At 62.4% G+C, this 24,803-nt stretch carries 24 protein-coding genes and 1 tRNA gene; 14 read left to right on the forward strand and 11 right to left on the reverse strand.

The window, feature by feature from the left end:
• Positions 1 to 14: 14 nt before the first annotated feature.
• The 3 genes from ACKFRT_RS03170 to ACKFRT_RS03180 all read right to left on the reverse strand — a co-directional run bounded on the left by ACKFRT_RS03170 (position 15) and on the right by ACKFRT_RS03180 (position 3,813).
• Positions 15 to 284: an ACT domain-containing protein gene (locus ACKFRT_RS03170; RefSeq protein WP_296214607.1), complete on the reverse strand. Its 270-nt coding sequence runs from the start codon at positions 282 to 284 to the stop codon at positions 15 to 17.
• Positions 285 to 315: 31 nt separating this feature from the next.
• Positions 316 to 885: a TetR/AcrR family transcriptional regulator gene (locus ACKFRT_RS03175; RefSeq protein ID WP_408925714.1), complete on the reverse strand. Its 570-nt coding sequence runs from the start codon at positions 883 to 885 to the stop codon at positions 316 to 318.
• A gap of 117 nt (positions 886 to 1,002) precedes the next feature.
• Positions 1,003 to 3,813 carry an aconitate hydratase gene (locus tag ACKFRT_RS03180; protein ID WP_408925715.1) on the reverse strand — a complete coding sequence of 937 codons (2,811 nt, stop codon included), beginning with the start codon at positions 3,811 to 3,813 and terminating at the stop codon, positions 1,003 to 1,005.
• A 229-nt stretch (positions 3,814 to 4,042) separates the two neighbouring features.
• On the opposite strand from ACKFRT_RS03180, the gene ACKFRT_RS03185 reads away from it, so the two are divergent.
• Together ACKFRT_RS03185 and ACKFRT_RS03190 are read left to right on the forward strand one after the other, a co-directional pair.
• A complete protein-coding gene (locus ACKFRT_RS03185; RefSeq protein ID WP_408925716.1) occupies positions 4,043 to 4,570 on the forward strand; it encodes a DUF6676 family protein in 528 nt (175 codons plus the stop codon).
• Positions 4,571 to 4,971: 401 nt separating this feature from the next.
• Positions 4,972 to 6,801 (forward strand): DIP1281 family NlpC/P60 protein, encoded by a 1,830-nt coding sequence (locus tag ACKFRT_RS03190; RefSeq protein ID WP_408925717.1) that lies wholly within the window; start codon positions 4,972 to 4,974, stop codon positions 6,799 to 6,801.
• 4 nt (positions 6,802 to 6,805) lie between these two features.
• On the opposite strand, the gene ACKFRT_RS03195 is transcribed toward ACKFRT_RS03190, so the two are convergent.
• Positions 6,806 to 7,582: a hypothetical protein gene (locus ACKFRT_RS03195; RefSeq protein WP_408925718.1), complete on the reverse strand. Its 777-nt coding sequence runs from the start codon at positions 7,580 to 7,582 to the stop codon at positions 6,806 to 6,808.
• 25 nt (positions 7,583 to 7,607) lie between these two features.
• On the opposite strand from ACKFRT_RS03195, the gene ACKFRT_RS03200 reads away from it, so the two are divergent.
• The 3 genes from ACKFRT_RS03200 to ACKFRT_RS03210 all read left to right on the forward strand — a co-directional run bounded on the left by ACKFRT_RS03200 (position 7,608) and on the right by ACKFRT_RS03210 (position 10,081).
• Positions 7,608 to 8,438, forward strand: coding sequence for a DUF3097 domain-containing protein (locus ACKFRT_RS03200; protein WP_408925719.1), 831 nt, complete (start codon positions 7,608 to 7,610; stop codon positions 8,436 to 8,438).
• A gap of 22 nt (positions 8,439 to 8,460) precedes the next feature.
• The gene (locus tag ACKFRT_RS03205) at positions 8,461 to 8,898 is read left to right on the forward strand and encodes an NfeD family protein (RefSeq protein ID WP_296214595.1); all 438 of its coding nucleotides are present in this window, start codon (positions 8,461 to 8,463) and stop codon (positions 8,896 to 8,898) included.
• A 67-nt stretch (positions 8,899 to 8,965) separates the two neighbouring features.
• Positions 8,966 to 10,081, forward strand: a complete 1,116-nt coding sequence (locus ACKFRT_RS03210) for an SPFH domain-containing protein (protein WP_408926125.1) — start codon at positions 8,966 to 8,968, stop codon at positions 10,079 to 10,081.
• Here the strand turns inward: ACKFRT_RS03210 and ACKFRT_RS03215 are convergent.
• The 3 genes from ACKFRT_RS03215 to ACKFRT_RS03225 form a co-directional block, all read right to left on the reverse strand.
• Positions 10,078 to 10,698 carry a DNA-binding protein gene (locus ACKFRT_RS03215; protein WP_296214591.1) on the reverse strand — a complete coding sequence of 207 codons (621 nt, stop codon included), beginning with the start codon at positions 10,696 to 10,698 and terminating at the stop codon, positions 10,078 to 10,080. The two genes, ACKFRT_RS03210 and ACKFRT_RS03215, sit on opposite strands and share 4 nt — an antisense overlap.
• Positions 10,699 to 10,703: 5 nt before the next feature.
• Positions 10,704 to 11,417 carry a TVP38/TMEM64 family protein gene (locus ACKFRT_RS03220; protein ID WP_408925720.1) on the reverse strand — a complete coding sequence of 238 codons (714 nt, stop codon included), beginning with the start codon at positions 11,415 to 11,417 and terminating at the stop codon, positions 10,704 to 10,706.
• Positions 11,418 to 11,421: 4 nt separating this feature from the next.
• Positions 11,422 to 11,507 (reverse strand) — tRNA-Leu (locus tag ACKFRT_RS03225).
• 152 nt (positions 11,508 to 11,659) lie between these two features.
• Here ACKFRT_RS03225 and ACKFRT_RS03230 point away from each other — a divergent pair.
• Positions 11,660 to 12,217, forward strand: coding sequence for a YbhB/YbcL family Raf kinase inhibitor-like protein (locus ACKFRT_RS03230; RefSeq protein WP_296214588.1), 558 nt, complete (start codon positions 11,660 to 11,662; stop codon positions 12,215 to 12,217).
• Here ACKFRT_RS03230 and ACKFRT_RS03235 read toward each other — a convergent pair.
• Positions 12,214 to 13,317, reverse strand: a complete 1,104-nt coding sequence (locus ACKFRT_RS03235; RefSeq protein WP_408925721.1) for a quinone-dependent dihydroorotate dehydrogenase — start codon at positions 13,315 to 13,317, stop codon at positions 12,214 to 12,216. The two genes, ACKFRT_RS03230 and ACKFRT_RS03235, sit on opposite strands and share 4 nt — an antisense overlap.
• A 13-nt stretch (positions 13,318 to 13,330) precedes the next feature.
• Entirely contained in the window at positions 13,331 to 14,452 is a 1,122-nt protein-coding gene (locus ACKFRT_RS03240; RefSeq protein WP_408925722.1) for a hypothetical protein, read from the reverse strand.
• A gap of 70 nt (positions 14,453 to 14,522) precedes the next feature.
• On the opposite strand from ACKFRT_RS03240, the gene ACKFRT_RS03245 reads away from it, so the two are divergent.
• From ACKFRT_RS03245 to ACKFRT_RS03255, 3 genes are read left to right on the forward strand one after another with little or no spacing between them, the layout of a single operon-like run.
• Positions 14,523 to 15,395 (forward strand): undecaprenyl-diphosphate phosphatase, encoded by an 873-nt coding sequence (locus ACKFRT_RS03245; RefSeq protein ID WP_408925723.1) that lies wholly within the window; start codon positions 14,523 to 14,525, stop codon positions 15,393 to 15,395.
• A gap of 11 nt (positions 15,396 to 15,406) precedes the next feature.
• Positions 15,407 to 16,654: a cysteine--1-D-myo-inosityl 2-amino-2-deoxy-alpha-D-glucopyranoside ligase gene (mshC, locus tag ACKFRT_RS03250; protein ID WP_408925724.1), complete on the forward strand. Its 1,248-nt coding sequence runs from the start codon at positions 15,407 to 15,409 to the stop codon at positions 16,652 to 16,654.
• A 24-nt stretch (positions 16,655 to 16,678) separates the two neighbouring features.
• A complete protein-coding gene (locus ACKFRT_RS03255) occupies positions 16,679 to 17,155 on the forward strand; it encodes a hypothetical protein (RefSeq protein ID WP_408925725.1) in 477 nt (158 codons plus the stop codon).
• Here ACKFRT_RS03255 and ACKFRT_RS03260 read toward each other — a convergent pair.
• On the reverse strand, positions 17,152 to 17,997 hold the full coding sequence (locus ACKFRT_RS03260; protein ID WP_408925726.1) for a thioesterase family protein: 846 nt from the start codon (positions 17,995 to 17,997) through the stop codon (positions 17,152 to 17,154). The two genes, ACKFRT_RS03255 and ACKFRT_RS03260, sit on opposite strands and share 4 nt — an antisense overlap.
• Positions 17,998 to 18,089: 92 nt before the next feature.
• On the opposite strand from ACKFRT_RS03260, the gene ACKFRT_RS03265 reads away from it, so the two are divergent.
• From ACKFRT_RS03265 to aspA, 3 genes are read left to right on the forward strand one after another with little or no spacing between them, the layout of a single operon-like run.
• A complete protein-coding gene (locus ACKFRT_RS03265; RefSeq protein WP_408925727.1) occupies positions 18,090 to 19,088 on the forward strand; it encodes a phosphoribosyl-ATP diphosphatase in 999 nt (332 codons plus the stop codon).
• 24 nt (positions 19,089 to 19,112) lie between these two features.
• Positions 19,113 to 19,958 (forward strand): ATP phosphoribosyltransferase, encoded by an 846-nt coding sequence (hisG, locus tag ACKFRT_RS03270; RefSeq protein ID WP_408925728.1) that lies wholly within the window; start codon positions 19,113 to 19,115, stop codon positions 19,956 to 19,958.
• Between the two features lie 57 nt (positions 19,959 to 20,015).
• On the forward strand, positions 20,016 to 21,575 hold the full coding sequence (gene aspA / locus ACKFRT_RS03275; RefSeq protein ID WP_408925729.1) for an aspartate ammonia-lyase: 1,560 nt from the start codon (positions 20,016 to 20,018) through the stop codon (positions 21,573 to 21,575).
• Here aspA and ACKFRT_RS03280 read toward each other — a convergent pair.
• Positions 21,548 to 22,348: a RecB family exonuclease gene (locus ACKFRT_RS03280; RefSeq protein WP_408925730.1), complete on the reverse strand. Its 801-nt coding sequence runs from the start codon at positions 22,346 to 22,348 to the stop codon at positions 21,548 to 21,550. The two genes, aspA and ACKFRT_RS03280, sit on opposite strands and share 28 nt — an antisense overlap.
• A 58-nt stretch (positions 22,349 to 22,406) precedes the next feature.
• Between ACKFRT_RS03280 and ACKFRT_RS03285 the strand changes: the two genes are divergently transcribed.
• Both ACKFRT_RS03285 and arc read left to right on the forward strand, forming a co-directional pair.
• Entirely contained in the window at positions 22,407 to 23,240 is an 834-nt protein-coding gene (locus ACKFRT_RS03285) for a tRNA (adenine-N1)-methyltransferase (RefSeq protein WP_408925731.1), read from the forward strand.
• 13 nt (positions 23,241 to 23,253) lie between these two features.
• Positions 23,254 to 24,798: a proteasome ATPase gene (gene arc, locus ACKFRT_RS03290; protein ID WP_296214567.1), complete on the forward strand. Its 1,545-nt coding sequence runs from the start codon at positions 23,254 to 23,256 to the stop codon at positions 24,796 to 24,798.
• Positions 24,799 to 24,803: the final 5 nt, after the last annotated feature.

The raw sequence follows: 24,803 nt of genomic DNA on the forward strand, positions 1-24,803 counted from the left end.
AAACCCCCCGACCCTTACACGTCGTGCATGGCGGAGAAAATGGCCTCCGACTGCACCCGAATAACCAGCTTCTCCTGCTTCTCGACCTCCGCCATGCGATCCTGCACAGCGGCGATACCGTGCTGGGAATCGTCGATGCGAACGTGCAGAATCATTGTGAAGTAGTCGTCCATGATGGTTTGGGAGACGTTGAGGATGTTGACGTCTAGTTCTGCCAGGGCAGTGGACACGGCGGCAATGATTCCGGTGTGATCCAGCCCGGTCACGGTCATGATTGCGATCATGCATTACATGCTACCGACCGGGCCGGACAGGTTAGTGGCCGGGGGAACGCAGCGAGCTCTCGACGAAATCTAGAGTGTCGGAGAGCCCCTCGGTTCCCTGACCTTGGGCCAGTCGGCCGAGCACACCTTCTAGCACCAGCTCTAGCGTCTGCGCGATCGTCTCGATTTCCACGTCCGCGCGTATCCGCCCGCTGGCACGCTGCTCGTACAGGCGGGTGCGCACTGTCTCGCGCAGCGCCAGCTGGTCGAGCTCCCACTTCGCCGCAAAGCAGGGGTCGATGTTCACCCGCCGCGTAATCTCGACTCGCATACCCCACCAGTCCGTCAAGTCTTTTGAATTGACTAGTGCGCGAATGGCGCCGATTAGGCCATCTCCGGCAGCCAACTCCGCCATCTTGCGTATATCTTCATGTGCAACCTCCAGGAACAGTTGGTCCTTGTTGCCGTAGTGGTGAAAAATCGCTCCGCGGGACTTACCCGTGGCTTCTTCTAATCGGGCGACGGTTGCACCGTCGTAGCCGAAGGTGGCGAAGCAGTGACGCGCGCCGGCCAGAATCTCGACCTTACGCTCTGCCAGGTCAGTGTCGCTTACTTTAGGCATCTGGATAAAACCTCTGTGGTGTGAAAACACAAAGGCGGTGACCCGCGCGTCTCTTCTCTGGAAGAAGAGGGCGCCGATCACCGCCTTACGTGGTGGGGCTTATAAGGAGTTATGCCCTTACTTGCCAGCCATCATGTTGCGCAGAACGAACTGCAGGATGCCACCGTTGCGGTAGTAGTCTGCCTCACCGGGGGTATCGATGCGGGTCACAGCGTCGAACTCAATCTTCTCGCCGTTCTCCTTGGTAGCAGTTACCTTGACGGTCTTCGGGGTGCTACCGTTGTTCAGCTCCTCGATGCCCTCGATGTCGAAGGACTCGGTGCCCTCGATGCCCAGGGACTTCCAGGACTCACCCTCCGGGAACTGCAGCGGAACAACGCCCATGCCGATCAGGTTGGAGCGGTGGATACGCTCGAAGGACTCGGCGATAACTGCCTTCACACCCAGCAGCAGGGTGCCCTTAGCAGCCCAGTCACGGGAGGAGCCGGTGCCGTACTCCTTACCACCCAGAACGACCAGCGGAGTGTTCTCCTTCTGGTAGTTCATCGCAGCGTCGTAGATGAAGGACTGCGGGCCACCCTCCTGGGTGAAGTCGCGGGTGTAGCCGCCGGAAACACCGTCCAGCAACTGGTTCTGCAGGCGGATGTTAGCGAAGGTACCGCGAACCATGACCTCGTGGTTACCACGACGTGCGCCCAGGGAGTTGTAGTCCTTGCGCTCCACACCGTTTGCATCCAGGTACTGCGCAGCCGGGGTGCCCGGCTTAATGGTGGAAGCAGGGGAGATGTGGTCGGTGGTCACGGAGTCGCCCAGCAGAGCCAGGACGCGAGCACCCTTGACGTCGTTGACGTCCTCCGGCTCCTTGCTCATGCCGTCGAAGTACGGAGCCTTGCGGATGTAGGTGGACTTCGGATCCCACGCGAAGGTCTTGCCGGACGGGACCTCCAGGGAGCGCCAGCGCTCGTCGCCCTCGAAGACGTTTGCGTAGTCCTCGGCGTACAGGTCCTTGGTGATCGAGGAAGCGATAACTTCCTCGATGTCCTCGGTGGACGGCCAGATGTCCTTCAGGAAGACATCGTTGCCGTCCTGGTCCTGACCCAGCGGCTGGTTATCGAAGTCGAAGTCCATCGTGCCGGCGATCGCGTAGGCGATAACCAGGATCGGGGAAGCCAAGTAGTTCATCTTGACGTCCGGGTTGATGCGACCCTCGAAGTTGCGGTTACCGGACAGGACAGCGGTGGCGGCCAGGTCGCCCTCGTTGATACCCGCGGAGATCTCCTCCGGCAGCGGGCCGGAGTTACCGATACAGGTAGTGCAGCCGTAGCCGACCAGGTAGAAGCCCATGGCCTCCAAGTCCTTCCACAGGCCCGCCTTCTCGTAGTAGCCGTTAACAACCTGGGAGCCCGGTGCCATGGAGGTCTTAACCCACGGTGCGGACTTCAGACCCTTGGCCGCAGCGTTGCGTGCAAGCAGGCCAGCGCCGACCATGACGGACGGGTTGGAGGTGTTGGTGCAGGAGGTGATGGAAGCGATGGCAACCATGCCGTGATCCAGCTCGATGTCCTCGCCGTTGTAGTTGACGGTGACCGGGTTGGACGGACGGCCCTCTGCGCCAGCAGCTGCGGAAGGAACGTTGCCCTTCGCATCAGCAGCGGGTGCCGGGGTGCCGGCAGCCTGGGCAGAAGTGTTCTCGGTTGCCGGGCCCTCTGCGTCGAAGTCCGGGGTAGAGGCAGAAGCGTCGGCGTCGACGTAGTTGTGCAGATCCTTACGGAACTGCGCCTTAGCGTCGGTCAGCTCGATGCGGTCCTGCGGACGCTTCGGGCCAGCGATGGAAGGAACAACGGTGGACAGGTCCAGCTCGAGGTACTCGGAGTACTCTGCCTCGTTCTCCGGATCCAGCCACATGCCCTGAGCCTTGGCGTAAGCCTCGACGCGGTCCAGGGTCTCCTGGTCGCGGCCGGTCAGCTCCAGGTACTTCACGGTTTCTTCGTCGATCGGGAACATGGCGGCGGTGGAGCCGAACTCCGGGGACATGTTACCGATGGTTGCGCGGTTGGCCAGCGGCAGCTCGCCAACGCCCTTGCCGTAGAACTCGACGAACTTGCCGACCACGCCGTGCTGGCGCAGCATGTCGGTGATGGTCAGAACGACGTCGGTGGCGGTAACGCCAGCCGGGATCTCTCCGGTCAGCTTGAAGCCAACGACGCGCGGGATCAGCATGGAGATCGGCTGGCCGAGCATTGCAGCCTCGGCCTCGATGCCGCCAACACCCCAGCCCAGGATGCCCAGGCCGTTTTCCATGGTGGTGTGGGAGTCGGTACCAACACAGGTATCCGGGTAAGCCAGACCGTTGTTGTCGAAGACGGAGCGTGCCAGGTACTCGATGTTCACCTGGTGGACAATGCCGGTTCCCGGGGGAACAACGCGGAAGTTCTCGAAGGCGCCGGTGCCCCAACGCAGGAACTTGTAGCGCTCGTCATTGCGCTGGTACTCGATCTCGACGTTCTTCTCCAGAGCATCGGCGTTGCCGAATGCCTCGATGATGACGGAGTGGTCGATGACCATCTCGGCTGGGTTCAGCGGGTTAACGTCGTCTGCGTCGCCGCCCAGGGCCACAACCGCGTCACGGATGGTAGCCAGGTCAACGATGCAGGCCACGCCGGTGAAGTCCTGCATGATCACGCGAGCCGGGGTGAACTGAATCTCGAAGTTGGGCTCTGCGGAAGGATCCCAGTTGGCGATTGCCTCGATGTGCTCGCGAGTGATGTTCTTTCCATCCTCGTTGCGCAGCAGGTTCTCGCCGAGAACCTTCAGGGAGTAGGGAAGCTTCTCCATTCCCGGAACAGCGTTCAGCGCGAAGTAGTCGTAAGACTTCTCGCCGACCTCCAGCTTGCTCTTGGAATCGAAGGAGTTGATGCTATCAGCCACAGTGAGCTCCTTTAATCTCTTCTTTTAGTCGATATGTCGTCGTCGATGTGGTCGCCGCCGTCCACAAGCCAGCCATGGGCCAGCGCCGGAGGCTCTGCCTACCATTGTGGCAGCATTCTTGCCGCGACGTCACGGAAAATTTTAACAGTACGATTGTTCTGCTGCGAATCCTGCGGGTTTAAGCGTGTCGCCAGCACCCCCACCCCTATTTCGGTGCTAAAACATCCCCATGGTCGATACTTCTGCACCCGCCCCCACGGACGACGTTGCGCAGCTCATTGCCTCTCTTAAAGACGCCCCAGTCTTCGTTGCCAAGGGGTTTCCAACCGCAGTAGAGCATGGACCGGCTGGCCTATCTGAAAGCCTGACCTCGATCGCAGAGGCGGCCAGCAGGGGAGACTCGGCGTCTGAAATAGGCAACCTCAAGATCGGCTACATCACCCGGGACGGCGCGATGCACAACAGCCTGCGCGACGTGGCGCAGAAAGTGCTTGACGGGACGGATGCGGACACGGTGATTCTAAAATCCCCTAACCACGCAGCCGTCGTCTCGGAGAACCTGTCGCGCTACGCCATCGAGTCAAACACCAAGATCCTCTACGGCGCGAACAGTCATCCGGAAGCCACGCAGGAGTTCCTCGACCAGGCTGCGGGCTACGAGGCTCCGACGGGACTGGCGAATGTCGGAGTGTTTCTAGCGCTCGCCATTGCAGCCGTAATCACTTCGTTATCAAAGCTGCGCGAAAAGAAAAATTAGATAACAGTTCACGATGGTCAAGTCGGGGGACTTGACTAAACTTAAGGGGACATCTAGAAAAACGGGGGACTTTCACGACTTATGCAACATGACACGCCTGCACGCTTCCTAATGTGACATAAATCACATCTGTAACTTTTCCGTTACTCTCTGCAGGTCAAGGCAAGTGACGTTACTAATGTGACGGATGCGAATGGTGCGATTCATGGTGAAAAAGTTTACGGCCTTGACTGATGTGTCTTAGGGTTCCGAGTGTCAACTTTTGAAACGAGTTGATCTCGAAGTGAATCTTGAGAAACGCCCGACGGGACCTGTACTGATCGCATGGGGAAGTGCGGCCAGCTGGACCGAGGGTTTCGCTCGCTTCAAAGCCAGTTGTATTACCACCAGGAGAATCGATCGTGACACCACGTCCACACAGCCGTAAGCACGCGGCGTTGGCAGTTGCCGTAACTGCCGGCGTCACGCTGCATTCGACGACTATGGTTGCCCACGCCGACGACAAGCGAACCGTTGAGAGCTTCCTGGCCGACCTCGTCGGTCAGGTTTCTCGTGCCAAGGAGCAGGTTTCCGAGATGGAGACCGTTATGGGCTCGCTGCGCGAGGATGCCAACAAGGCTCGCGTAGATCTCGTCAACAGCCAAGGCGCCGCCCAGAAGGCACAGAACAAGGTGGTGGACGCTCGCGGCCGCCTGAAGGATTCCGACACCGAGGTCTCCCAGGCCCAGGCGAAGCTGAACGACATCGCCCGTTCCGCTTACGCCCAGGGTGGAGACGCCTCGGCCGTGAATCTGGCCGCAGCTGGCAGCGATGCGGTAGCGGACACGCTCGATCGCTCCTCCTATATCGACGCAGCCTCCAAGAAGCAGAAGGAGGAGGTGGATCGCCTCGACCTCGCGCGTACACAGAACGCCAACGAGGAGTCCTCGCTGCGCGATTCCCGCGACAAGGCGAACTCCGCCGTCGGCGACGCGGTAGACAAATACAACACTGCGCGCGACACTCTAAAGAACTCCCAGACACAGCTCTCCGAAAAGCAGGCCGAGTACAAGCGACTGCTCGACGAGAAGAAGAAGGCCGAGAAGGCCCTACGCGATGCCCGCGCCGCTGTCGAGACCTTCACCAACACCCACCCGGAGGCTTCCAGCTGGGACAAGCGCAAGGTAGCCGAGAAGGCAGCCGAAAAGGCTGGCGCCAACGTCGACGAGGCTCCGGAAGAGGAAAGCACGCAGCCGACGGAGGCTCCTGCGACCTCGGAGACCAGCGAGTCCACTCAGCCGACTGAAGAGTCTCAGCCGACTGAAGAGTCTGAGCCAACTGAAGGCACTCAGCCAACTGAAGAGACTGCGCCAACTGAGACTCCGGCGCAGGACACCCCCTCCGCTAACAACCCACCGGCACCGGAAGGCTCCCTGGGCAACCCGGCAGGCCTACCGGAGCTACCAGCTACGCTGCAGTCCTCCTACGACCCGAACGTCAGCGGCGACGACCAGCGCCAGGCCGCCCTCGACGGCCTGCGCAAGGCTGGAGAATCCGCTCTGATGGCTGGCTTTACTACCGCTCTGTCCGGCAACCCGCATGGTGCCCTCGCTGCTGCCGCACAAGCGGGCCGCGAAACCGCTGGTGAAGAATACGACCGTGCCCTGGGTGCCACCACCAACCAGGTGGACAACCCGATCGCGCCGGAAGAAGAGCCCGCGGAGCCTGCAGAAACCCCTGAAGCCGAGGCAAGCGCAGAGAGTCCGGAGTCCATTGAGAACCCTGTCGAGGCCATCACCGAAGCACTGGATCCGAACGCCCCGGACACCTCCGGTACGGCCGAGGAAAAAATCGAGCGCGTCATCAAGCGCGCGGAAAGCCAGCTGGGCCTGCCCTACGCCTGGGGTGGCGGCAACTTCTACGGTCCGACCAAGGGCATCCGCGACGGCGGTGTGGCCGACGCACACGGCGACTACAACAAGATTGGGTTCGACTGCTCTGGCCTGATGATGTACGCCTTCTACGGCGTAGGCCACGAGCTGCAGCACTACACCGGTTATCAGTACACAGCTGGCAAGCAGGTTCCGTCCTCGCAGGCCAAGCGTGGCGACATGCTGTTCTGGCCTGGCCACGTGGCCCTGTACCTGGGCGACGGCAAGATGATCGAGGCCCCGCAGTCCGGCGATGTCGTCAAGATCTCCGATGTGCGCTGGGGCGGTATGCAGCCCATGGCTGTCCGCATGATTGAGTGATGATCTAGCGCAGCAACTCCCTCTGCGCGTAGTCCACAGCCACCATCCGGGCGGTCCGCACCGCTCGGAGCATTGGCATGAGATAGGGGTCGAGGCTCGCGCCCAGCTCAGAACGCTTCGTCACCTCCACAATCGCCGCTACCTGATCGGCCCGTGCCATGAGTTTCGCGGCCCGGCTGGGCACACCCGGTGGCATGCCGGGGAGCCCAAACGCATCATTCAAGGCGCCGACGGCCAGCTCGGCGCGTTGAAACGCCGCCCCACCTCTCGGCACGTGCCCCGCGTTCCGCACCATCCTCGTTGCATTATCCGCAGCCTCACGCAGCAGCTGATCTGCCTCGCCCGGCGAGTACACCGGCAGCGGCGGAACCGGCCCCTCCACCGAATCCCACGACCAACTGACCAGGTGGGCGTCAATAACACGAGGGCTAAGCACGTGACTGACCAAGGGGTCGCGGTCGGCGATGATTAATGACGCCCCCTCAGGGTCAACCGGCAGCACGGTCGCGTCGCCGGGGCCGGAAAGCGCCAACTGAATCAAGGGGCGTTCGTCCAGCCCTACAGGCGCCTCATCCGTCACGCCGCGAAGCTGGCCCAGCAGCTCCACCAGTCCGCCGCCGTGGGGCTCCAGGCGATGATGCTTGCCCTGGGTAGCGTGGAATGCGTCGATCACTTCGTCGGCGCCAATGATGCCGTGCAGCCACCAAGCGAGCCAGAGGGAAGTGTTTTGCACGGGCGACCACAGTTGCGCCCCAAGCCACGTCGGTACCGGATTAGTCATTTTTCCTAGCCTAAGCTGGTTGGCCATGAGCTTCAATTACGGTGACATCATGAAGGGCCACTCCCGCAACCAAAAGCCCAGCTTTCCGCGCGTCTCCCCGGAACTGGGAATGGTAGTGGAGGTCATCGCTGACGACTTCGTCGGCGCGGTAGTGGGCGGGGAAAAGACTGCCGACGGGGACTTCATCCGCCTGGAGGATCGTTACGGCAAGACCCGTCTTTTTAAGCTCCGCGACGGCGCTTTTCTGCTAGAGGGCAAGCCTATTACCTTGACTCGATATGTGGATCCCAAGTCGCTACCCCCAAAGCAGCGAACATCCAACTCCGGTTCACGGCGTGTGGAGGGCGTGCGGGCGAAAGTGGCAGCCCCTTCGCGCATCTGGGTGGAGGGTATTCACGACGCGGCCATTGTCGAACAAGTCTGGGGGCATGACCTCCGGGTTGAAGGCGTGGTCGTCGAATATCTGGAAGGCCTCGACAACCTGCCGGAACGCCTCGCCGAGTTTCAGCCTTCCGCCACCCGGCGTGTGGGCGTGCTTGCCGACCACCTAGTGGAGGGAACGAAGGAGGCTCGCCTGACGGAATCCCTGGGTCCGCACGTGATGGTTACCGGCCACCCCTACATAGACATCTGGGAGGCCGTGAAGCCCGCGAGCGTGGGCATTCGCGCATGGCCGCAGATTCCCCGTGGGATCGATTGGAAGACGGGCGTGTGCCAAGAGCTGGGTTGGGGTACCCCGCAGGATGGCTGGCGCCGGGTGGCCAGCGCGGCAAAAACCTTCCGCGACCTCGACTCTACGTTGATCGGTGCCGTGGAAAGACTTATCGATTTCGTCACCGTCCCGCCGGAATACTGAACCACCAACTAGGATTTGTGCCATGGGTCCGATCATTTGGTTAATTGCTGCCGGAGTGCTGGCTCTCGGAGAGCTTCTCGTTGCAGACATGTCTTTGCTTATGCTCAGCGCAGCCGCGCTGATCACCGCTGGCGTATCGCTCGCAGCCATTCCCGTCTGGGCGGAGATTCTGGTCTTCGGGGCCTCTTCTTTGGCTACCATCCTGGCGGTTCGGCCCATCCTGCGTAAGCGCCTGATGGCGGCTCGTTCCACTCAGACTTTCGACGATTCGGAATTGCGGGGAAAAAGGGCTCAAGTCGTCGAGTCGGTCACCGACGAGGTCCAAAGCGGTGGCATGGTGCGCATCGCTGGCGAGTTGTGGTCGGCACGCACGGCCAACCCGGGGGATAGCTATCCCCAAGGTGAGTCGGTGCAGGTGATAGATATCGACGGCACGACGGCGGTCGTGTGGAAAAACTAGAAGAAGGGCTTATACACACATGGGCTTAACAATTTTCTTGGTGGTCTTACTGATCATCATTGCGACGATGATAATCAAGATGGTTGCACTGATCCCACAGGGCGAGGCGGCCGTCATCGAGCGCTTGGGTACCTATACCCGCACTGTTTCCGGCGGTTTGACGCTGCTAGTTCCCTTTATCGACCGTATCCGCGCCAAGGTTGATACCCGTGAGCAGGTCGTGAGCTTCCCGCCCCAGGCCGTGATCACCCAGGACAACCTGACCGTGGCGATCGATACCGTGGTGACCTTCCAGATCAACGACCCAGCTCGCGCCATCTACGGTGTGAACAACTACATCGTGGGTGTGGAGCAGATCTCCGTGGCTACGCTGCGTGACGTGGTCGGTGGCATGACGCTGGAAGAGACCCTGACTTCCCGTGAGGTCATCAACCGCCGCCTGCGCGGTGAGCTGGACGCGGCCACCACCAAGTGGGGGCTGCGTATCTCCCGCGTGGAGCTGAAGGCTATCGACCCACCGGCATCCATCCAGCAGTCGATGGAGATGCAGATGAAGGCGGATCGCGAGAAGCGCGCCATGATTCTTACCGCCGAGGGTCGCAGAGAGTCGGACATCAAGACCGCCGAGGGCGAAAAGCAGGCTCGTATCCTGTCTGCAGAAGGTGAAAAGCACGCGCACATCCTGGCCGCGGAGGCCGAGCGCCAGGCCGCGATCCTGCGTGCCGAAGGTACCCGCGCCGCCCGCTACCTGGAGGCCCAGGGTGAGGCGAAGGCGATCCAGAAGGTCAACGCCGCCATCAAATCTGCCCAGGTCACTCCGGAAGTATTGGCCTACCAGTACTTGGAGAAGCTGCCGGAGATGGCGAAGGGCTCTGCCAACAAGACCTGGATGATCCCCATGCAGTTCGGCGATTCTCTGGAGCAGTTCGCCAAGGCTCTGGCCAAAAAGGACGACGAGGGCGTATTCCGTTACGAACCGAAGCCGGTGGACGAGGCTACTCGCGAGCAGGCCAACGAGTCGAGCTCCGCGGACTGGTTCAACACCGCCTCCTCACCGGAGATTGCCGAGGCCGTGGCCGCCGCCAACGCTGTGGCAAACAAGCCCGTCGACGACGCTGCACCGGGGCAGGCCTCCGAGCAGCAGTACCCGCTGGGTGGGAGCCCCTACCAGGACCAGGGCTAGCTCTTTAGCTCGTCCGCCCTGGCCAGCATGTGCACGGCCAGGGTCCAACCGGCCTGCTCCGCGTGCCAGCCGGCCGCAGCCAACCGCTGGCTCATGGCCTGCTTGCTGATTCCCACGATCTCCGCTGCTTCGGCTTGCAAATGCCCGGCACGCAGCAGGGCAGTGGCTTCGCGGCCCTCCTTTGTGCGCCGCGCCAGCACGTGCGCCAATAGCGTGAATGCCGCCGCGATATCTTGAGCCACCTCGGCCGCTCGCCCCGGAGCGATCACACCTCCCGGCCCTGGCTTTTCAATTCGCACCGATACCGCGCCTGCACGCTGCGAGCGAGCTACCGCGCGTGTAGCCGCACCGATCGTCTCGGCGGTGGACGACGGGGCGTCGCCATCAATATCCGTCACTACCGTGCCAATACCGAGCGCGAAATCACCCGCTTGCAGCAAAGACAAGACCAGACCACCGGCCTCGTCCGGCCCGGGCGCGATGCAGACGAAGTCCTCGATCCCCTTCATCTCCACTGATTCCACCATCGAGGACTGCTCAAGCGCTGCCGCGACTTCGCGCACGTAGTCCCCACGACGCTGAGAACGGCCTCTATAAGCGGCATACACGGCAAACATGCTTATTAACTTACTTCATTGGCTGCGCTGACTTGGCTCAGCCGTCGCCAGAGGCGGATCTCGTTGGCCGCGAGCGCGAACCCGGTGCACACCACCACGAAGCTCACCAGCAGAATCCACGGCTGTCCGCCCGTCGCCAGTGCATCCGCAGCCATCGCCGTCGCGATCGTGTTCGGTGCCGATCCCAGAATCGTCGCCGCCACATAGGGCACAAACGGGATGCGGCTCAGCCCGCACGCGTAGTTCAACAGCGAAAAAGGAATGGCCGGAACCATGCGCAGCCCCAACACGGCGATCCAGCCACGCTCGGCTATTCTTTCCTGCAACAGCTGGATGCGCTGATCGTCGCGGGTTTTCCTTTCTACCCAACTGCCCCCTACGGCGCGCACCAGGATCAGCGATAACGAACCGGAGGCCCCCACGCCCACCAGTGCCAACACCGAACCCACCAGTGGGCCGAACATCACACCCGCCGCGATCGTCCAGATTGTGCGGGGGAGCGGTAGCTGGGTGAAGGCGATCATCAGCACCAGGAAGGTCACCGGTGCCCATGCACCTGTGGAATCCACCCAGGTGCGAATGTCGTTGACCGCCGGTTTCGGCACGAAGTAGACGAAGGCAACTAACAGAATCGGAACCAGAACGCTCAGAAAGCGGTACCGCAGCTTCAGCCCCCACCACGCGCTAAAGGCGCGGCCTACACAGCGTGGGATTTTCATGTTGTGTCCGGAGGGGGACTTGAACCCCCACGTCCGTTAATAGGACACTAGCACCTCAAGCTAGCGCGTCTGCCATTCCGCCACCCGGACAAGGTTGCGCGCACACCACAGTAGTGGTGGCAACTCCCGTCACTTTAATGCCAAGGCCGGGATTTACACAAATACCCAGGTCAGAAGCAGAACAGTTGTATCAGGGTATGCGCCTTAGTGCGCCCGGGGACGGCTTTGACTAGCGTGGTGCTATGTCCGATAACAACGCACAACACCAGCCCACTTATATCGACGACCGCTTCCCCGGCCCGGATCCGTACGCACCGCTCACGCCGCTGCCCGCCCTGGAGGTCACCAGCGAGACCTTTGCCGACGGCGATCGGCTGCCGGAAGATCAATTGGGCGGTAACGATGTTTCACCCCAGCTGAGCTGGTCTGCAGGCCCGGAGGGTACGAAGACGTACGCAGTGACATGTTTTGATCCAGACGCCCCCACGGCCAGCGGCTTCTGGCACTGGGCAGTCTTTAATATCCCGGCGGATGTAACCTCCTTGCCTCTTGGCGCGGGAGGCGAGGACCTCAGCGGCCTACCGCAAGGTGCGGTGGCGCTGCGGGGCGATAGCCGCTCCTGGGGCTACTACGGCGCCTACCCACCGGCAGGGCACGGTCCGCACCGCTACCTGTTCGCCGTGCACGCGGTGGGCGAGGAGCTGGAAATCGACGACCGACAAACCCCGACCGTCCTGGGCTTCAACCTAAACTTCAAGGCCACCGCCCGCGGCATCATCTGGGGTTGGGCCGAGAACTAACCCTCAACCCACGGCAACCCGCTGCCCACGGCCTCGGAAATATTCTGCAGGCCGTGGGCTTTCAGCTGCTCAGACAGCCCCTGGTGGATCTCGCGGATCCAGTCCGGGCCGCCGTAGATAAAGGGCGTGTAGCCCTGGATCAGGCTTGCGCCAGCGGCGATGCGTTCCCATGCCGCACGCGGTGAATCGATGCCGCCCACGCCGATCAGCACCAGCTTCCCATCGGCGCGTTCTGCCAGCCGACGGAGCACCTCCAGAGCCCGTGGCGCCACTGGTGCTCCGGAAATTCCGCCCGCACCCAGGGCTGCTACTTCGCTGGCCGGGGTCTTCAACCCCTCGCGACTAATGGTGGTGTTGGTGGCAATCAGGCCCGTCACGCCCATCTCGATGGCGAGGTCGCAGACCTTATCGATGTCCTCGTCGGTGAGGTCGGGGGCGATCTTTACAAACAGCGGCCTGGTGCTTTCCTCCTGCACCGCACGGATGATCGGGCGAAGGGATTCCACCGCCTGCAGGTCACGCAAACCTGGAGTGTTGGGGGAGGAGACGTTGATAACCAGGTAGTCAGCCACCGCACCGATAGCCTTGGCGGACTCCCGGTAGTCGCGATCGGCGATGTCTGCGGCCACAAGCTTGGATTTGCCCAGGTTCGCGCCCACCGGAATGTCCGTACTGCGCTTCTCCAGGCGCATGGCTGCCGCACGCGAACCCTCGTTATTGAAGCCCATGCGGTTGAGGATCGCTTTGTCCTTCGGCAGACGGAACAAGCGCGGGGTAGGGTTGCCCGGCTGCGCCAGGGCGGTGACGGTACCGATCTCCGCGAAACCGAAGCCCAGTGGCCCCCAGGCGTCTACCTCCTTGGCGTCCTTGTCAAAGCCCGCAGCCAGCCCCAGCGGGCGGGGGAAGGTCAGCCCGGCGATCTGCTGGCTCAGCGCCTCGTCGTGCACGGCCAATGCGCCGTCCATCGCAGACAGCATCGCCCGCGACCCGGCCACCTGTTGCAGGCCGCTGGACATCAGCCCGTGGATGCGCTCGGGTCGCAGCGTGAACATTCCCTTGAGAGCTGCCTGGTAGGCGCCGTGACGAATCCTTTTCAGCATGAGTGCTCCTCTGTTATTCCTTGATCACCGGGTAATCACCCTGGGACGAATGTCGTTCGCGCTTCACAAGCTCGTCCAGGTCCTTAGCCTCGTACACGTTGACCCTTCCGTCCTTCGTCACCACCACCACAGCACCGTTGGCCGTGTCCAGGGCAGCGCGTGCGTAGCTAGGAGCCACCACCTCTGCAACCTTCGCCGGCGCGCCACTATCGATGCGGAAAGCCGACAGCGAGTTTCTTTCGGTCGACCCAACCCAGGCTAGCTTGCGCTTCGAGTCCCATGTCACGGCCCACGGAGACTCCTTCGTTGGAGCGCTCTGGTGCAGGCGCACAACGTCATTCATGGTGTAGACCAGCATCTGATTTTGGCGCGTGTCGCTAGCAATCACCACACCGTCATCGCCACGTCCGGCAGCGACCTGGCCCACGCCTTGGCCGATGCGCAGGGAGGCATTCAGCGAGCCGTCGTCCACGTTTACATCGTGGATACTGGTCTGTCCGCGGTCGATCAGTGCAACTCGCTGCCCGCGGCCGTGCGGCTTAACCAATACGGCCTCGTCAATGCTGCGGCTCACGATCGCATCGCCGGTCTCGTTGCCGTCCTTGTCGTAGAAGTGAGCTTTGTCTTCCCCTGCCTTGCCCAGCACGGCCTTGCCGTTATCCAGGAAGGTCACGGTCGTCACCTTGCCGTCCACTTCCAGGCTGCGCTTTTCCTTACCGTCTGGCCCCAGCTCGATAGCCTTGTCCTGGCAGGCCACCGCCACGCCGGTGGAGGTAGAGGAGATGTTGTCGCACGAATCGTCGATGTCCACCTGACGTGGCTCGTCTGTGGGATTGGCGGCGTCAACAAAGAAAACCTCGCCCTTCGTCAACACCGCAACAAGGTTGGCCCCCGGCGCGTTCTCGTCTTCCGACAGCCCGACCCGCGCGGCACCCAGCGTCGGCTTACCAATTTCAAGTAACTTCCCCGTTCCGGGCGAAGTATCCGCGGAATCCACCGGCTCCGCAGGCTCGCCCGCCACGGGCGCGTTGTCTACGGGATCGTCGGATCCACAGGCGGATAGCGTCCCCACGGCCAATGCTGCAGCGGCGGTGACGCACAAGAAACAAATAAAACGATTGACGTGCAGATTCACAATCCTTAACGCTACCAGCCCGGCCACGTCAGTCACCCCAGGCGGGTCGGAAGTACTAGACTGTGTCCCCATGACTACAGAAATGACTTGGGCGCAGACGATCATTCTGTCGCTTATCCAAGGCCTCACGGAGTTTTTGCCCGTTTCTTCGTCCGGCCACCTGCGCATCTTCTCCGAACTACTGTGGGGCGAGGATGCTGGCGCGTCCTTCACTGCTGTCATCCAGCTGGGCACGGAGCTGGCCGTGCTGGTCTTCTTTGCTAAGGACATCTGGAACATCGCCAGCGCCTGGTGCCGCGGCGTGTGGGAATGGATCACCGACCTCACCGGCAAGCACGGCCGTCGCGTCCACCGCGAGCGCTTCGATTACCGCATGGGCTGGATGGTCATTGTCGGTACGCTTCCCGTCGCCGTCCTGGGGTTTTTGGGCAAGGACCTGATCCGCGAAAACCTGCGCAATCTGTGGATCACCGCCACCATGCTGGTGTTGTTCTCCTTCGTGTTCATCCTCGCCGAGCGCATGGGCCGCCGCGAGCGCAGCTTCGATGAACTCACCATGCGCGATTCCGTCATCATGGGCTTCGCACAGTGCCTGGCACTGATCCCGGGTGTGTCGCGCTCGGGCGGCACCGTCTCGGCCGGTCTGTTCCTTAACCTGGATCGCGAGGTAGCCACCCGTTACTCGTTCCTGCTCGCCATCCCGGCTGTATTGACCTCCGGGCTTTTCTCTCTTCCAGACGCCTTTAGCCCCGATGCCGGACAGGCCGCCTCGGGCGCCCAGCTGTTCGTGGGTACGGCAATCGCCTTTGCGGTGGGTTATGCGTCTATCGCGTGGCTGCTGAAGTTCGTGGCCAACCACTCCTTCGCTTGGTTTGCGCTGTGGCGCATCCCGCTGGGTCTGGCCGTTATGGGTCTACTCGCATTCGGGGTTCTGCAGGCATAGAATCGGTATCCATGCACTCTTGGCCCGAACCGGAAGTACCACAGCTGCCGGGTGAAGCCCTACAGCTTCGCCTATACGACACAGCCGACGATCGTGTGAAGCCCGTCGACATTCCCACGGGCGAGGTGGGGATGTATGTCTGTGGCATCACGCCGTACGACTCCACTCACCTGGGCCACGCTGCCACGTACCTCACTTTCGACCTGATCCACCGGTATCTGCGTTCCGCTGGCCACGGTGTGCATTTCGTGCAGAACATCACCGACGTCGACGACCCGCTGTTCGAGCGTGCAGCTCGCGACGGAGTGGATTGGCAGGATCTGGGCAGCAGTCAGATCGATCTGTTCCGTTCCGACATGGCGGATCTGGCGGTGATTCCGCCGCGCGATTACATTGGCGCGATGGAGTCCATCGACGAGGTTATCGAGATGGTCGCCACGTTGTTGGAGGTCGGCGCGGCCTACCAGTTAGAGGGCGACGAGTACCCGGACATTTACGCCGACTACACGTTCCTGCCGCAGTTCGGCTATGAGTCTCGCTACGACGCGGACCAGATGGCAGAGTTTTTTGCCGAGCGCGGGGGAGACCCGGATCGCCCCGGCAAGCGCCATCCGCTGGACGCGCTGCTGTGGCGCGCGCACCGCACTGGAGAACCGAAGTGGGAATCTCCCTTCGGCCCCGGTCGCCCGGGCTGGCACATCGAGTGTTCAGCCATCGCCGTCAACCGTCTGGGCGCTCCCTTCGCTATCCAGGGCGGCGGCAGTGACCTGCGCTTCCCGCACCACGAGTTCTCCGCCACCCACGCCGAGGCCGCGCATGGTGTGCAGCGCATGGCGCACCACTACGTCCACACCGGCATGATCGGCCTGGATGGCACCAAGATGAGCAAGTCGCTGGGCAACCTTGTCTTTGTCTCCAAGCTCACCGCTGCCGGCCACGAACCCTCGGCTATCCGCCTGGGCGTGTACGCGGGCCACTACCGCGAAGATCGCGACTGGACCAACGACGTGCTGGCGCACGCCGAGCATCGCTTGGCCGCCTGGCGGGCCGCCCTGGCCACGGGATCCACCACCCTGGATAAAGCACGCGAGCTGGTCGCCACCGTGCGCGGCCACCTGGCCAACGACCTTGACACCGCGGCGGCCCTGGAGGCGCTCGACGGCTGGGCCGCAGGCACCAATACCGGGGCGGCAGGGGACGAGGCTGCGGCGCGCGAAATAAAAACCGCAATCGATGCGCTGTTGGGCGTGCGCCTTTAGCGTCGACAGGGCAAACTGTCTCTTATGAGCACCACACAGCTGAGCACAGCCACCACGAATGCCCGCGAAGAGTTCCTCGACAACCTGCGCCAGATGGCGACGGGCAGCTACCTGCGCGACGAGGATCGCGAATTCTGGGAAGCTCCCTACCCGGAGTCCGCGGTGGACGAGGCTCAGCACATTATCGACGGCATGCTGCAGGCCGCGCAGTCCGTGGCCTCCAGCGACGAGGCCGAGCTGAAGAAGATCGCCGCTACCCTGCAGCTGCAGAACACCGACGAGAGCGCCGACGATCAGCCCACCGCAACAACCCTGGCGATTGCCGCCGTGATCAACCAGCACATCGGCAAGCTCAAGGAGCTATCCGCCAAGCACGAGGATGCGCTGCTGGAGGACGAGGAGATCAAGGATCTGCTCGCCCTGGTGGAGAAGCTGGCCGTAGACCTGGATGCGGACGATATGTTCGTGACCAGCCAGGCCGAGGCCGTCTGCGAAGCCTAGCGTGGGGCCAGCATAATTCCCTGGTTGCAGGTGCCGATGAGGCCCTGCTCGTCGTAGATCCGAGTGACAGTAGTGCCGATGCCGTCGGTGCCGTAGTTGGCCTCGGCGGATAGGCCCAGCCACTCGCCGCGCATCTCATGGTGCAGGTAAACGGTGGTATCTAAGTTCATGTACGTCCACTTGTCCGTATCCAGCAGGTTGTTCAGGCCGTTGGCGATGTCCACGGTCTTCATCAGGCGCACCCACGTGGAATCTTCCTTGCCCTCGATGGCGGGAAGGTCGGTGCGCGACCAGTAGATCGCGGGGTTGCGGGACTCATCGACGTTCAGATGACGCTCGTCCAGGTCTGCACGGCGGGCCTCGATGGAGTTGATGTAACCGCTGGCCCAGCGCTCAAGGAAATCGCTTCCGTTCCCGGCGTCGGAGGGCCCAGGCATGGGCTCGCCAACCGTGCGTTCGATCTCTCGCGTGTCTCCACGACGGATCCACCAACCAGAACCGCGGACATACTCGCGGCCGGATTCGTCGGTGACGATCGCTTCCAGGAAGCTGATGCGCTTGCCGGGGCGCACAACCCGCGCGTGGGTGCGCAGCTCGCTGAGTGGCACTGCGCCCAGGATTTCGATAGTCATTCGACTAAAACGGCCTTCTTCCAGGGAAAGCCCGGCATCGCGCGCACCATCTTCCAAAACGGTGGCTACCAGCGCGGCGGGCGGGGAGCCGTGCTGAAAGCCAGGCCCCCAGGGGCTTTCCGTGTGCTGGGTGGGTTGGTAGTTGCGGTAGATCTGGCCATCTTCCTCCGTGACTTCGCCGGGGACGAAGTATGCTGACTGCTCGCTCATCGCGCTCCTTGATCCTAGGGTGTGTCCTATGTCACTAACTATGGCACAGTGCCGCCGGTTGGAAGCGCGATTGACCTAAACTAAACGTCATCATGAAAGCAATACTTTGGGACATGGACGGCACCCTGGTCGATACCGAACCGCTATGGGGCATCGCAACCTTCGAGATGGGCGAGAAGATGGGGCGCCCGCTAACCCCGGAGGTGCGCGAAAAAACGATCGGCGCCACGACCCCCACCACCGTCGAGATCTGCGCGGCGCATGCGGGTTTGGTTCTTGATGACGCCGCCAAGGCCGACTGGTTGAACTTCATGTACACGCGCGTGGGCGAGCTCCTTTCGGGGCAGTTGGAATTCCGCCCCGGCATTAGGGAGGTTCTACGCGAGGCCAAGGCCGTCGGGTTCCCGATGGCCCTGGTGACCAACACAAACCGTGCCCTGACGGAGCTTTCCCTGGATTCCATTGGCCGAGATTACTTCGATTTCACCCTGTGCGGTGACGAGGTTCCCAACGGCAAGCCCGCCCCAGACATCTACGCCACCGCCGCCGACCGATTCGGCTTTGCTCCCGACGAGTGCCTGGTAGTGGAGGATTCCACGACGGGAATGACCGCCGCGCGGGATGCTGGCTGCCGCGTATTGGGCGCACCGACCGACGCGGAAACCGCAATCCCGGCGGGAGTGCGTACCCTGGCCGAGCTGCGCGAGGAAGCGCAGGACTTCAGCGGCTTTAGCCTGGACGATCTGCGCCAGATCTACGCAGACCTGGGGCACACCGCATCCAACAATGTGCGATCTGCCACAATGGAGGGTGTGAACGAACAAGAACTCAAGACCTTCGATTCCCTTTTCGCCGAGTTGTCTTCCCGCGCCCAGGAGCGCCCCGCGGGCTCCGGCACCGTCAAAGCTTTGGACGCCGGGGTGCATTTCCAGGGCAAGAAAATCGTCGAAGAGGCCGGCGAGGTGTGGCTGGCCGCGGAATACGAGTCCGACGACGAGCTGGCCGAGGAAATCTCCCAGCTACTGTACTGGCTGCAGGTCGTGATGGTCGGCCGCGGCCTGACCCCCGCAGACGTCTACAAATACCTCTAAGCAAGAAAGGCAGTAACGACGATCATGCTGCGCGTCGCAGTGCCCAACAAGGGCTCGCTTTCTGAGAAGGCCACGTCGATCCTGAAGGAGGCCGGCTACGCCACCCGCGGTGATTCAAAATCTCTGACGATCGCCGACGAGGACAACGGGGTAGAGTTCTACTTCCTGCGCCCCAAAGATATCGCCATCTACATTGCCTCCGGCCACCTAGACATCGGCATCACCGGCCGCGACCTGGCTGCTGATACGCGCGAGGAGGTGGACGAGCTGCTGGCTCTAGGTTTTGGAGCCTCGACGTTCCGCTACGCCGCCCCGAAGGATGAAGAGTGGACGGTGGAGCAGTTGGAAGGCAAGCGTATCGCCACCAGCTACCCGAACCTCGTCCGCAAGGATCTCGCCGCCAGGGGTCTAGACGCGCAGGTGATCCGCCTGGACGGAGCTGTGGAGATCTCCATTCGCCTGGGCGTGGCCGACATCATCGCCGACGTCGTCTCCACCGGGCGCACGCTGCGCCAACAGGGTCTAAAGCCCTTCGGCGACCCGCTGTGCGTCTCCGAGGCCGTAATCGTTGGCCGCAAGGGCGCGGAGGTTACCGCGGAGCAGCGGGTGCTGATCAACCGCATCCAGGGCATCCTGCACGCACACAACTACGTGATGCTGGACTACAACGTGGCCCGCGAAAACCTGGATAAGGTTGCCGCGATCACCCCTGGCCTGTCCGCCCCGACGGTCTCTCCACTGGCTAACGACAGCTGGGTGGCCGTCCGCGCGATGGTACCGAAGACGCAGGCGAACTCCCTGATGGACGAGCTCTCTGCCCTCGGCGCGGAGGCCATCCTGGCCACCGACATCAGGATTGCGCGCATTTAGCCACGTTTTCGTTAGGGTGGGGGAACAGAAGGATGTTCCCCAAACAGAGGACGAAACGTGACTGAGCAACCAATTCCGTCAAGCGCAGCGGCGAAGGTTCACGGCGACAAGGTCGTGGCTTCTACCGACATCATCACGTCGGCTGAAACACACTCCCAGCTGGCGCGCGCTGCCAAGAGCTTCCGCACCGAGGAAGACCTGCTGGGCACCATGGAGGTGCCGGACCACGCTTACTACGGCGTGCATACCCTCCGCGCGGTCGACAACTTCCAGGTCTCGCGCACCACCATCAACCAGATCCCGGAGTTCATCCGTGGCATGGTGATGGTCAAGAAGGCCACTGCGATCGCCAACAACGAGGTCTTCGCGCTGCCGGATGACAAGGCCGAGGCCATCATCTGGGCCTGCGACCAGGTGCTGGAAGAGCACCGCTGCATGGATCAGTTCCCGATCGACGTCTTCCAGGGCGGCGCGGGCACCAGCGTGAACATGAACACCAACGAGGTCATCGCCAACCTCGCGCTGGAGTACCTGGGGCACACCAAGGGTTCCTACGATGTCATCAACCCCAACGATGACGTCAACATGTCTCAGTCCACCAACGACGCATACCCGACCGGCTTCCGCCTGGGTCTGCACTTCGCGATCGACCAGCTAATCAAGCACCTCGACGCACTGGAGCGCGCTTTTCTGGCCAAGGGCCACGAGTTCCGCAACATCCTGAAGATGGGCCGCACCCAGCTGCAGGACGCAGTGCCGATGTCTCTGGGGCAGGAGTTTCGTGCCTTCGGTTACAACATTGCCGAGGAGCGCCTCCAACTCGAGCGCGCCCAGGAGCAGCTGCGCGAGATCAACCTCGGCGCCACCGCCATCGGCACTGGCGTGAACACCCCTCCCGGCTACCAAAACGCGGTCATCCGTGCGCTCAGCGGGGTCAGCGGCCTGAAGATCGAACCGGCCCGCGACCTTATCGAAGCCACCAGCGATACCGGCGCTTACGTCAACGCGCACGCCGCTGTGAAGCGCGTAGCCATGAAGCTATCCAAGATCTGTAACGACCTGCGCCTTCTGTCTTCTGGCCCGCGCGCTGGCCTGAACGAGATCAACCTGCCAGAGCGCCAAGCTGGCTCGTCGATCATGCCTGCCAAGGTGAACCCGGTTATCCCGGAGGTCGTCAATCAGATTTGTTTCAAGGTCTTCGGCAACGACCAGACGGTCTCGATGGCCGCCGAGGCCGGACAGCTGCAGCTGAACGTCATGGAGCCGGTCATCGCACAGTGCGTATTCGAATCCGTGCGCTTCCTCGCCCGTGCCTGCACCACGCTGCGCGCCCTGTGCGTTGTGGACATCACGGCCAACGCCGACGTGTGCCGCCGCAACGTAGAGAACTCCATCGGTATCGTCACCTACCTGAACCCGCTAATCGGCCACCACAACGGCGACAAAGTGGGTAAGGAGGCCGCGCGTACCGGCAAGTCCGTGCGGGACCTGGTGCTGGAAATGGAGCTGCTGGACGAAGCTACCCTCGACGAGGTCTTGAGCCCCGAGAACCTGCTTAACCCGACCTTCCAGGGCAAGCTCTACACGGACTACTCCGAGGATGTCCCCCAGGGATAGTCCGGCGGGGTGCCACCGAAGGCGGGGCAGAGGTCCTGGAAGTGGCACCATCCGCAGAGCTTGGTGGTGCGCGGCTGGAAGTTGCCGGTGCGCACATCCGCCATGATCCGCGCCCACAGTTCGCCCAGTTCCCGCTCGAATGCAGCAAGCTCATCCGCGGTGGGGCTGAGAACCATATCATCGCTCACCTTGAGGTACATCAGTCGCAACTGGGTGGGCAGCTCACCGGTCATCCTCCACCACACCAGGGCGTAGAACATCATCTGAAAACGAGCGGAGTCAGCGAAGCGAGGCGCGGGCTTCTTGCCCGTCTTGTAGTCCACGACGCGCACCTGGCCGGTCTCGGCAATATCCACGCGATCAATGAAGCCGCGCACCGGCACGTCGTTGGGCAGCGTGAGGCTCACGAACTGCTCGCACGCGTCCGCGTCAAAACCCTCCGGGTTCTCCATCTGGAAGTAGCCCTTGACCAGCTCGCGGCATTCCTCCCAGAACTCCACGGTGGCCTGCTGCGGCACCAGCTCCGCCAGCTCCGGTTCCGCGGCCAGCATCTTCTCCCATTCCGGGCGAATCATTTTCACCGCCGCCGGGTACGTGCGCTGCCCGCGCGACAACTTGTGCAGGTTCTCCAGCACGGCGTGTACCAGGGTTCCCTTCACCTGCGCTATCGTGCGCGGCTCTTCCAACTTGTCAATGGCTCGGAAGCGATACAGCAACGGGCACTGCTGGTAGTCGTTCGCGCGGGAGGGGGAAAGGGCTAGTTTCGTAGTCACCCCGCCCAGCCTAGTAAAATGAACCAGATCTCTTAAAGCAGGAAGGTAGACCCACCGCATGGCTTATTCCGGCCGTTTCACCGAAGGCGACCGCGTGCAGCTGACAGACGCTAAGCGCCGCCACTTCACCATCACCCTGGCCTCGGGCGAGAGCTTCTTCACCCACAAGGGCGAAATCCGCCACGACGATATCATCGGCCAGCACGAGGGCACGGTAGTTAAATCCTCCGGCGCCGCCGAATACCTGTGCTTCCGCCACCTGCTGGTAGACCACGTGTTGTCCATGCCCCGTGGCGCGGCCGTGATCTACCCGAAGGACGCCGCCCAGATCCTCGTCGAGGGCGATATATTCCCCGGTGCCACCGTGTTGGAAGCCGGTGCTGGCTCCGGCGCCATGAGTACCTGGCTGCTGCGCGCCGTCGGCCCGCAGGGGAAGGTCATCAGCTACGAGATCCGCGAGGATCACCTGGCTTATGCCAAGGACAACGTGGAGGACTACTTCGGTGGCCACCCCGACAACTGGGATCTGCGCCTGGGCGACCTGAAGACCGTCACTAAAGAGGACGTCGGCGATGTCGACCGCGTGCTGTTGGACATGCTGGAGCCGTGGGAGATGCTGGATACCGTCAAGGACGTACTGATCCCCGGCGGCGTGTTCATGACGTACGTCGCCACCGTCCCGCAGCTGATGAAAGTCATGGAGGGCATCCGCGAAACCGGCTGCTTCACCGAGCCGAAGGCGTGGGAATCCCTCGTCCGCGAGTGGAAGGTCGACGGCCTGGCCACCCGCCCCGAGCACCGGATGAACGCGCACACGGCATTTCTGATCCTGGCTCGCAGGCTGGCTGATGGCGTCACCGCACCTCGGCCGCAACGCCGCGCGCGCCGTTAGTAGACTGGTCTGTATGACCGAGCACACATCAGCGGAAGGACCACAGACTCTGCGCGAGTTGCAGGTCGCCAATCGACAACTCGGTGCGCGTAATGCAAAGCTCGTGGAGCTGCTGCAGGCCAGCCGCACGAAGCTAGAGGAGATCAACGGCCGGCTCGAGGCCCTGGCCGAACCGCCCAGCACCTACGGCACCCTGCTGCAGACCAATCGGGACTTCACCGCTGAAGTCTTCACCGCCGGGCGACGGATGCGGCTGATGGTCTCGCCGCACGTCCCGCAGCACGAGCTGGTGCCCGGCGCGATGGTGCGTCTGGGGGAGGGCCAGCAGGTTGTGGAGGTCACCGGTCAGCCGGACTTCGGCGACATCGCACAGGTCGTGGAGGTCACCGGTAACCGCCTGATCATCGCCGATAAAGTGGGCGAGGAGTACGTGGTCAAGGCAGCGGGCGAGCTGGCCGACAACGTGGCCACCGGCGATTCCGTCATCGTGGATCGCAAGTCCGGCTGGGCATTCGAGGCCGTGCCCCGAGCCGAGACGAACAACCTGATCCTGGAGGAGGTCCCGGACGTCACCTACGACGACATCGGCGGCCTGGGCCAGCAGATCACCCAGATCCGCGACGCGGTCGAGTTGCCCTTCCTTCACCCGGAGATCTACACCCGCTACGGGTTGCGCCCGCCGAAGGGCGTGCTGCTGTACGGCCCGCCCGGTAATGGCAAGACTCTCATCGCCAAGGCCGTGGCCAACTCTCTGGCGCAATCGGATTCCCCATACTTCCTCAACATCAAGGGTCCCGAGCTGCTGAACAAGTTCGTGGGCGAGACCGAGCGCCAGATCCGCCTCATCTTCGAGCAGGCTCGCCGCGTGGCCAACTCCGGCCGCCCTGTCATCGTTTTTTTCGACGAGATGGAGGCCCTTTTCCGCACCCGCGGCACCGGCGTGAGCTCCGACATGGAATCCACCGTCGTCCCGCAGCTGCTCGCCGAGCTCGATGGTGTGGAGGCCGCGGGCAATGTCATCATCATCGGCGCCTCGAACCGCGAGGAGCTCATCGATCCGGCTATCCTGCGCCCCGGCCGCCTGGACGTCAAGATTCGCATCGCCAGGCCCGACGCGGCCGGTGCGGCTGCGATCCTGTCGAAGCACCTCGATGCTTCTCTACCTATCGACGCCGACTTCTCCGCCGCTTCCGGTTCCAACGAAGCGGCCGTGGCTTCCCTCCGCAAGATCATCGTCGACGAGCTATTCGCCCGGGATGAGACGCACCGTTATGTCACGCTCCACTACGGCGATGGCGCGAGCGAAGATCTGTACTGGGCGGACTTCGTCTCCGGCGCGATGCTGGCGAATATTGTGGATCGGGCGAAGACACTGGCTATCAAGGACGCACTGCACAATGGCACCGATGGAATGCGCCCGGAGCACGTGACCGAGGCCGTGCGCGCCGAGGTGGCCGATTCCGAAGACCTGCCGGATACCACCAACCCCGCCGAGTGGGCGCGCATCTACGGCCACGGAACAAAGCGCGTCGTGGACATCGACGTGCACAAAATTTAGAGAGG

The sequence above is a fragment of the Corynebacterium jamesii genome, from assembly GCF_046097395.1.
Classification (GTDB): Bacteria; Actinomycetota; Actinomycetes; order Mycobacteriales; family Mycobacteriaceae; genus Corynebacterium.

Excerpts from the sequence above, each read along its gene's own strand:
- ACKFRT_RS03195 (WP_408925718.1), bottom strand. The coding sequence starts at position 7,582 with ATGACTAATCCGGTACCGACGTGGCTTGGGGCGCAACTGTGGTCGCCC.
- ACKFRT_RS03265 (WP_408925727.1), top strand. The coding sequence starts at position 18,090 with ATGAAAGCAATACTTTGGGACATGGACGGCACCCTGGTCGATACCGAA.
- ACKFRT_RS03175 (WP_408925714.1), bottom strand. The coding sequence starts at position 885 with ATGCCTAAAGTAAGCGACACTGACCTGGCAGAGCGTAAGGTCGAGATT.
- ACKFRT_RS03230 (WP_296214588.1), top strand. The coding sequence starts at position 11,660 with ATGTCCGATAACAACGCACAACACCAGCCCACTTATATCGACGACCGC.
- ACKFRT_RS03170 (WP_296214607.1), bottom strand. The coding sequence starts at position 284 with ATGATCGCAATCATGACCGTGACCGGGCTGGATCACACCGGAATCATT.
- mshC (WP_408925724.1), top strand. The coding sequence starts at position 15,407 with ATGCACTCTTGGCCCGAACCGGAAGTACCACAGCTGCCGGGTGAAGCC.
- ACKFRT_RS03245 (WP_408925723.1), top strand. The coding sequence starts at position 14,523 with ATGACTACAGAAATGACTTGGGCGCAGACGATCATTCTGTCGCTTATC.
- ACKFRT_RS03260 (WP_408925726.1), bottom strand. The coding sequence starts at position 17,997 with ATGAGCGAGCAGTCAGCATACTTCGTCCCCGGCGAAGTCACGGAGGAA.
- ACKFRT_RS03220 (WP_408925720.1), bottom strand. The coding sequence starts at position 11,417 with ATGAAAATCCCACGCTGTGTAGGCCGCGCCTTTAGCGCGTGGTGGGGG.
- ACKFRT_RS03235 (WP_408925721.1), bottom strand. The coding sequence starts at position 13,317 with ATGCTGAAAAGGATTCGTCACGGCGCCTACCAGGCAGCTCTCAAGGGA.
- arc (WP_296214567.1), top strand. The coding sequence starts at position 23,254 with ATGACCGAGCACACATCAGCGGAAGGACCACAGACTCTGCGCGAGTTG.
- ACKFRT_RS03205 (WP_296214595.1), top strand. The coding sequence starts at position 8,461 with ATGGGTCCGATCATTTGGTTAATTGCTGCCGGAGTGCTGGCTCTCGGA.
- ACKFRT_RS03255 (WP_408925725.1), top strand. The coding sequence starts at position 16,679 with ATGAGCACCACACAGCTGAGCACAGCCACCACGAATGCCCGCGAAGAG.
- ACKFRT_RS03210 (WP_408926125.1), top strand. The coding sequence starts at position 8,966 with ATGATAATCAAGATGGTTGCACTGATCCCACAGGGCGAGGCGGCCGTC.
- ACKFRT_RS03185 (WP_408925716.1), top strand. The coding sequence starts at position 4,043 with ATGGTCGATACTTCTGCACCCGCCCCCACGGACGACGTTGCGCAGCTC.
- ACKFRT_RS03215 (WP_296214591.1), bottom strand. The coding sequence starts at position 10,698 with ATGTTTGCCGTGTATGCCGCTTATAGAGGCCGTTCTCAGCGTCGTGGG.
- ACKFRT_RS03285 (WP_408925731.1), top strand. The coding sequence starts at position 22,407 with ATGGCTTATTCCGGCCGTTTCACCGAAGGCGACCGCGTGCAGCTGACA.
- ACKFRT_RS03200 (WP_408925719.1), top strand. The coding sequence starts at position 7,608 with ATGAGCTTCAATTACGGTGACATCATGAAGGGCCACTCCCGCAACCAA.
- hisG (WP_408925728.1), top strand. The coding sequence starts at position 19,113 with ATGCTGCGCGTCGCAGTGCCCAACAAGGGCTCGCTTTCTGAGAAGGCC.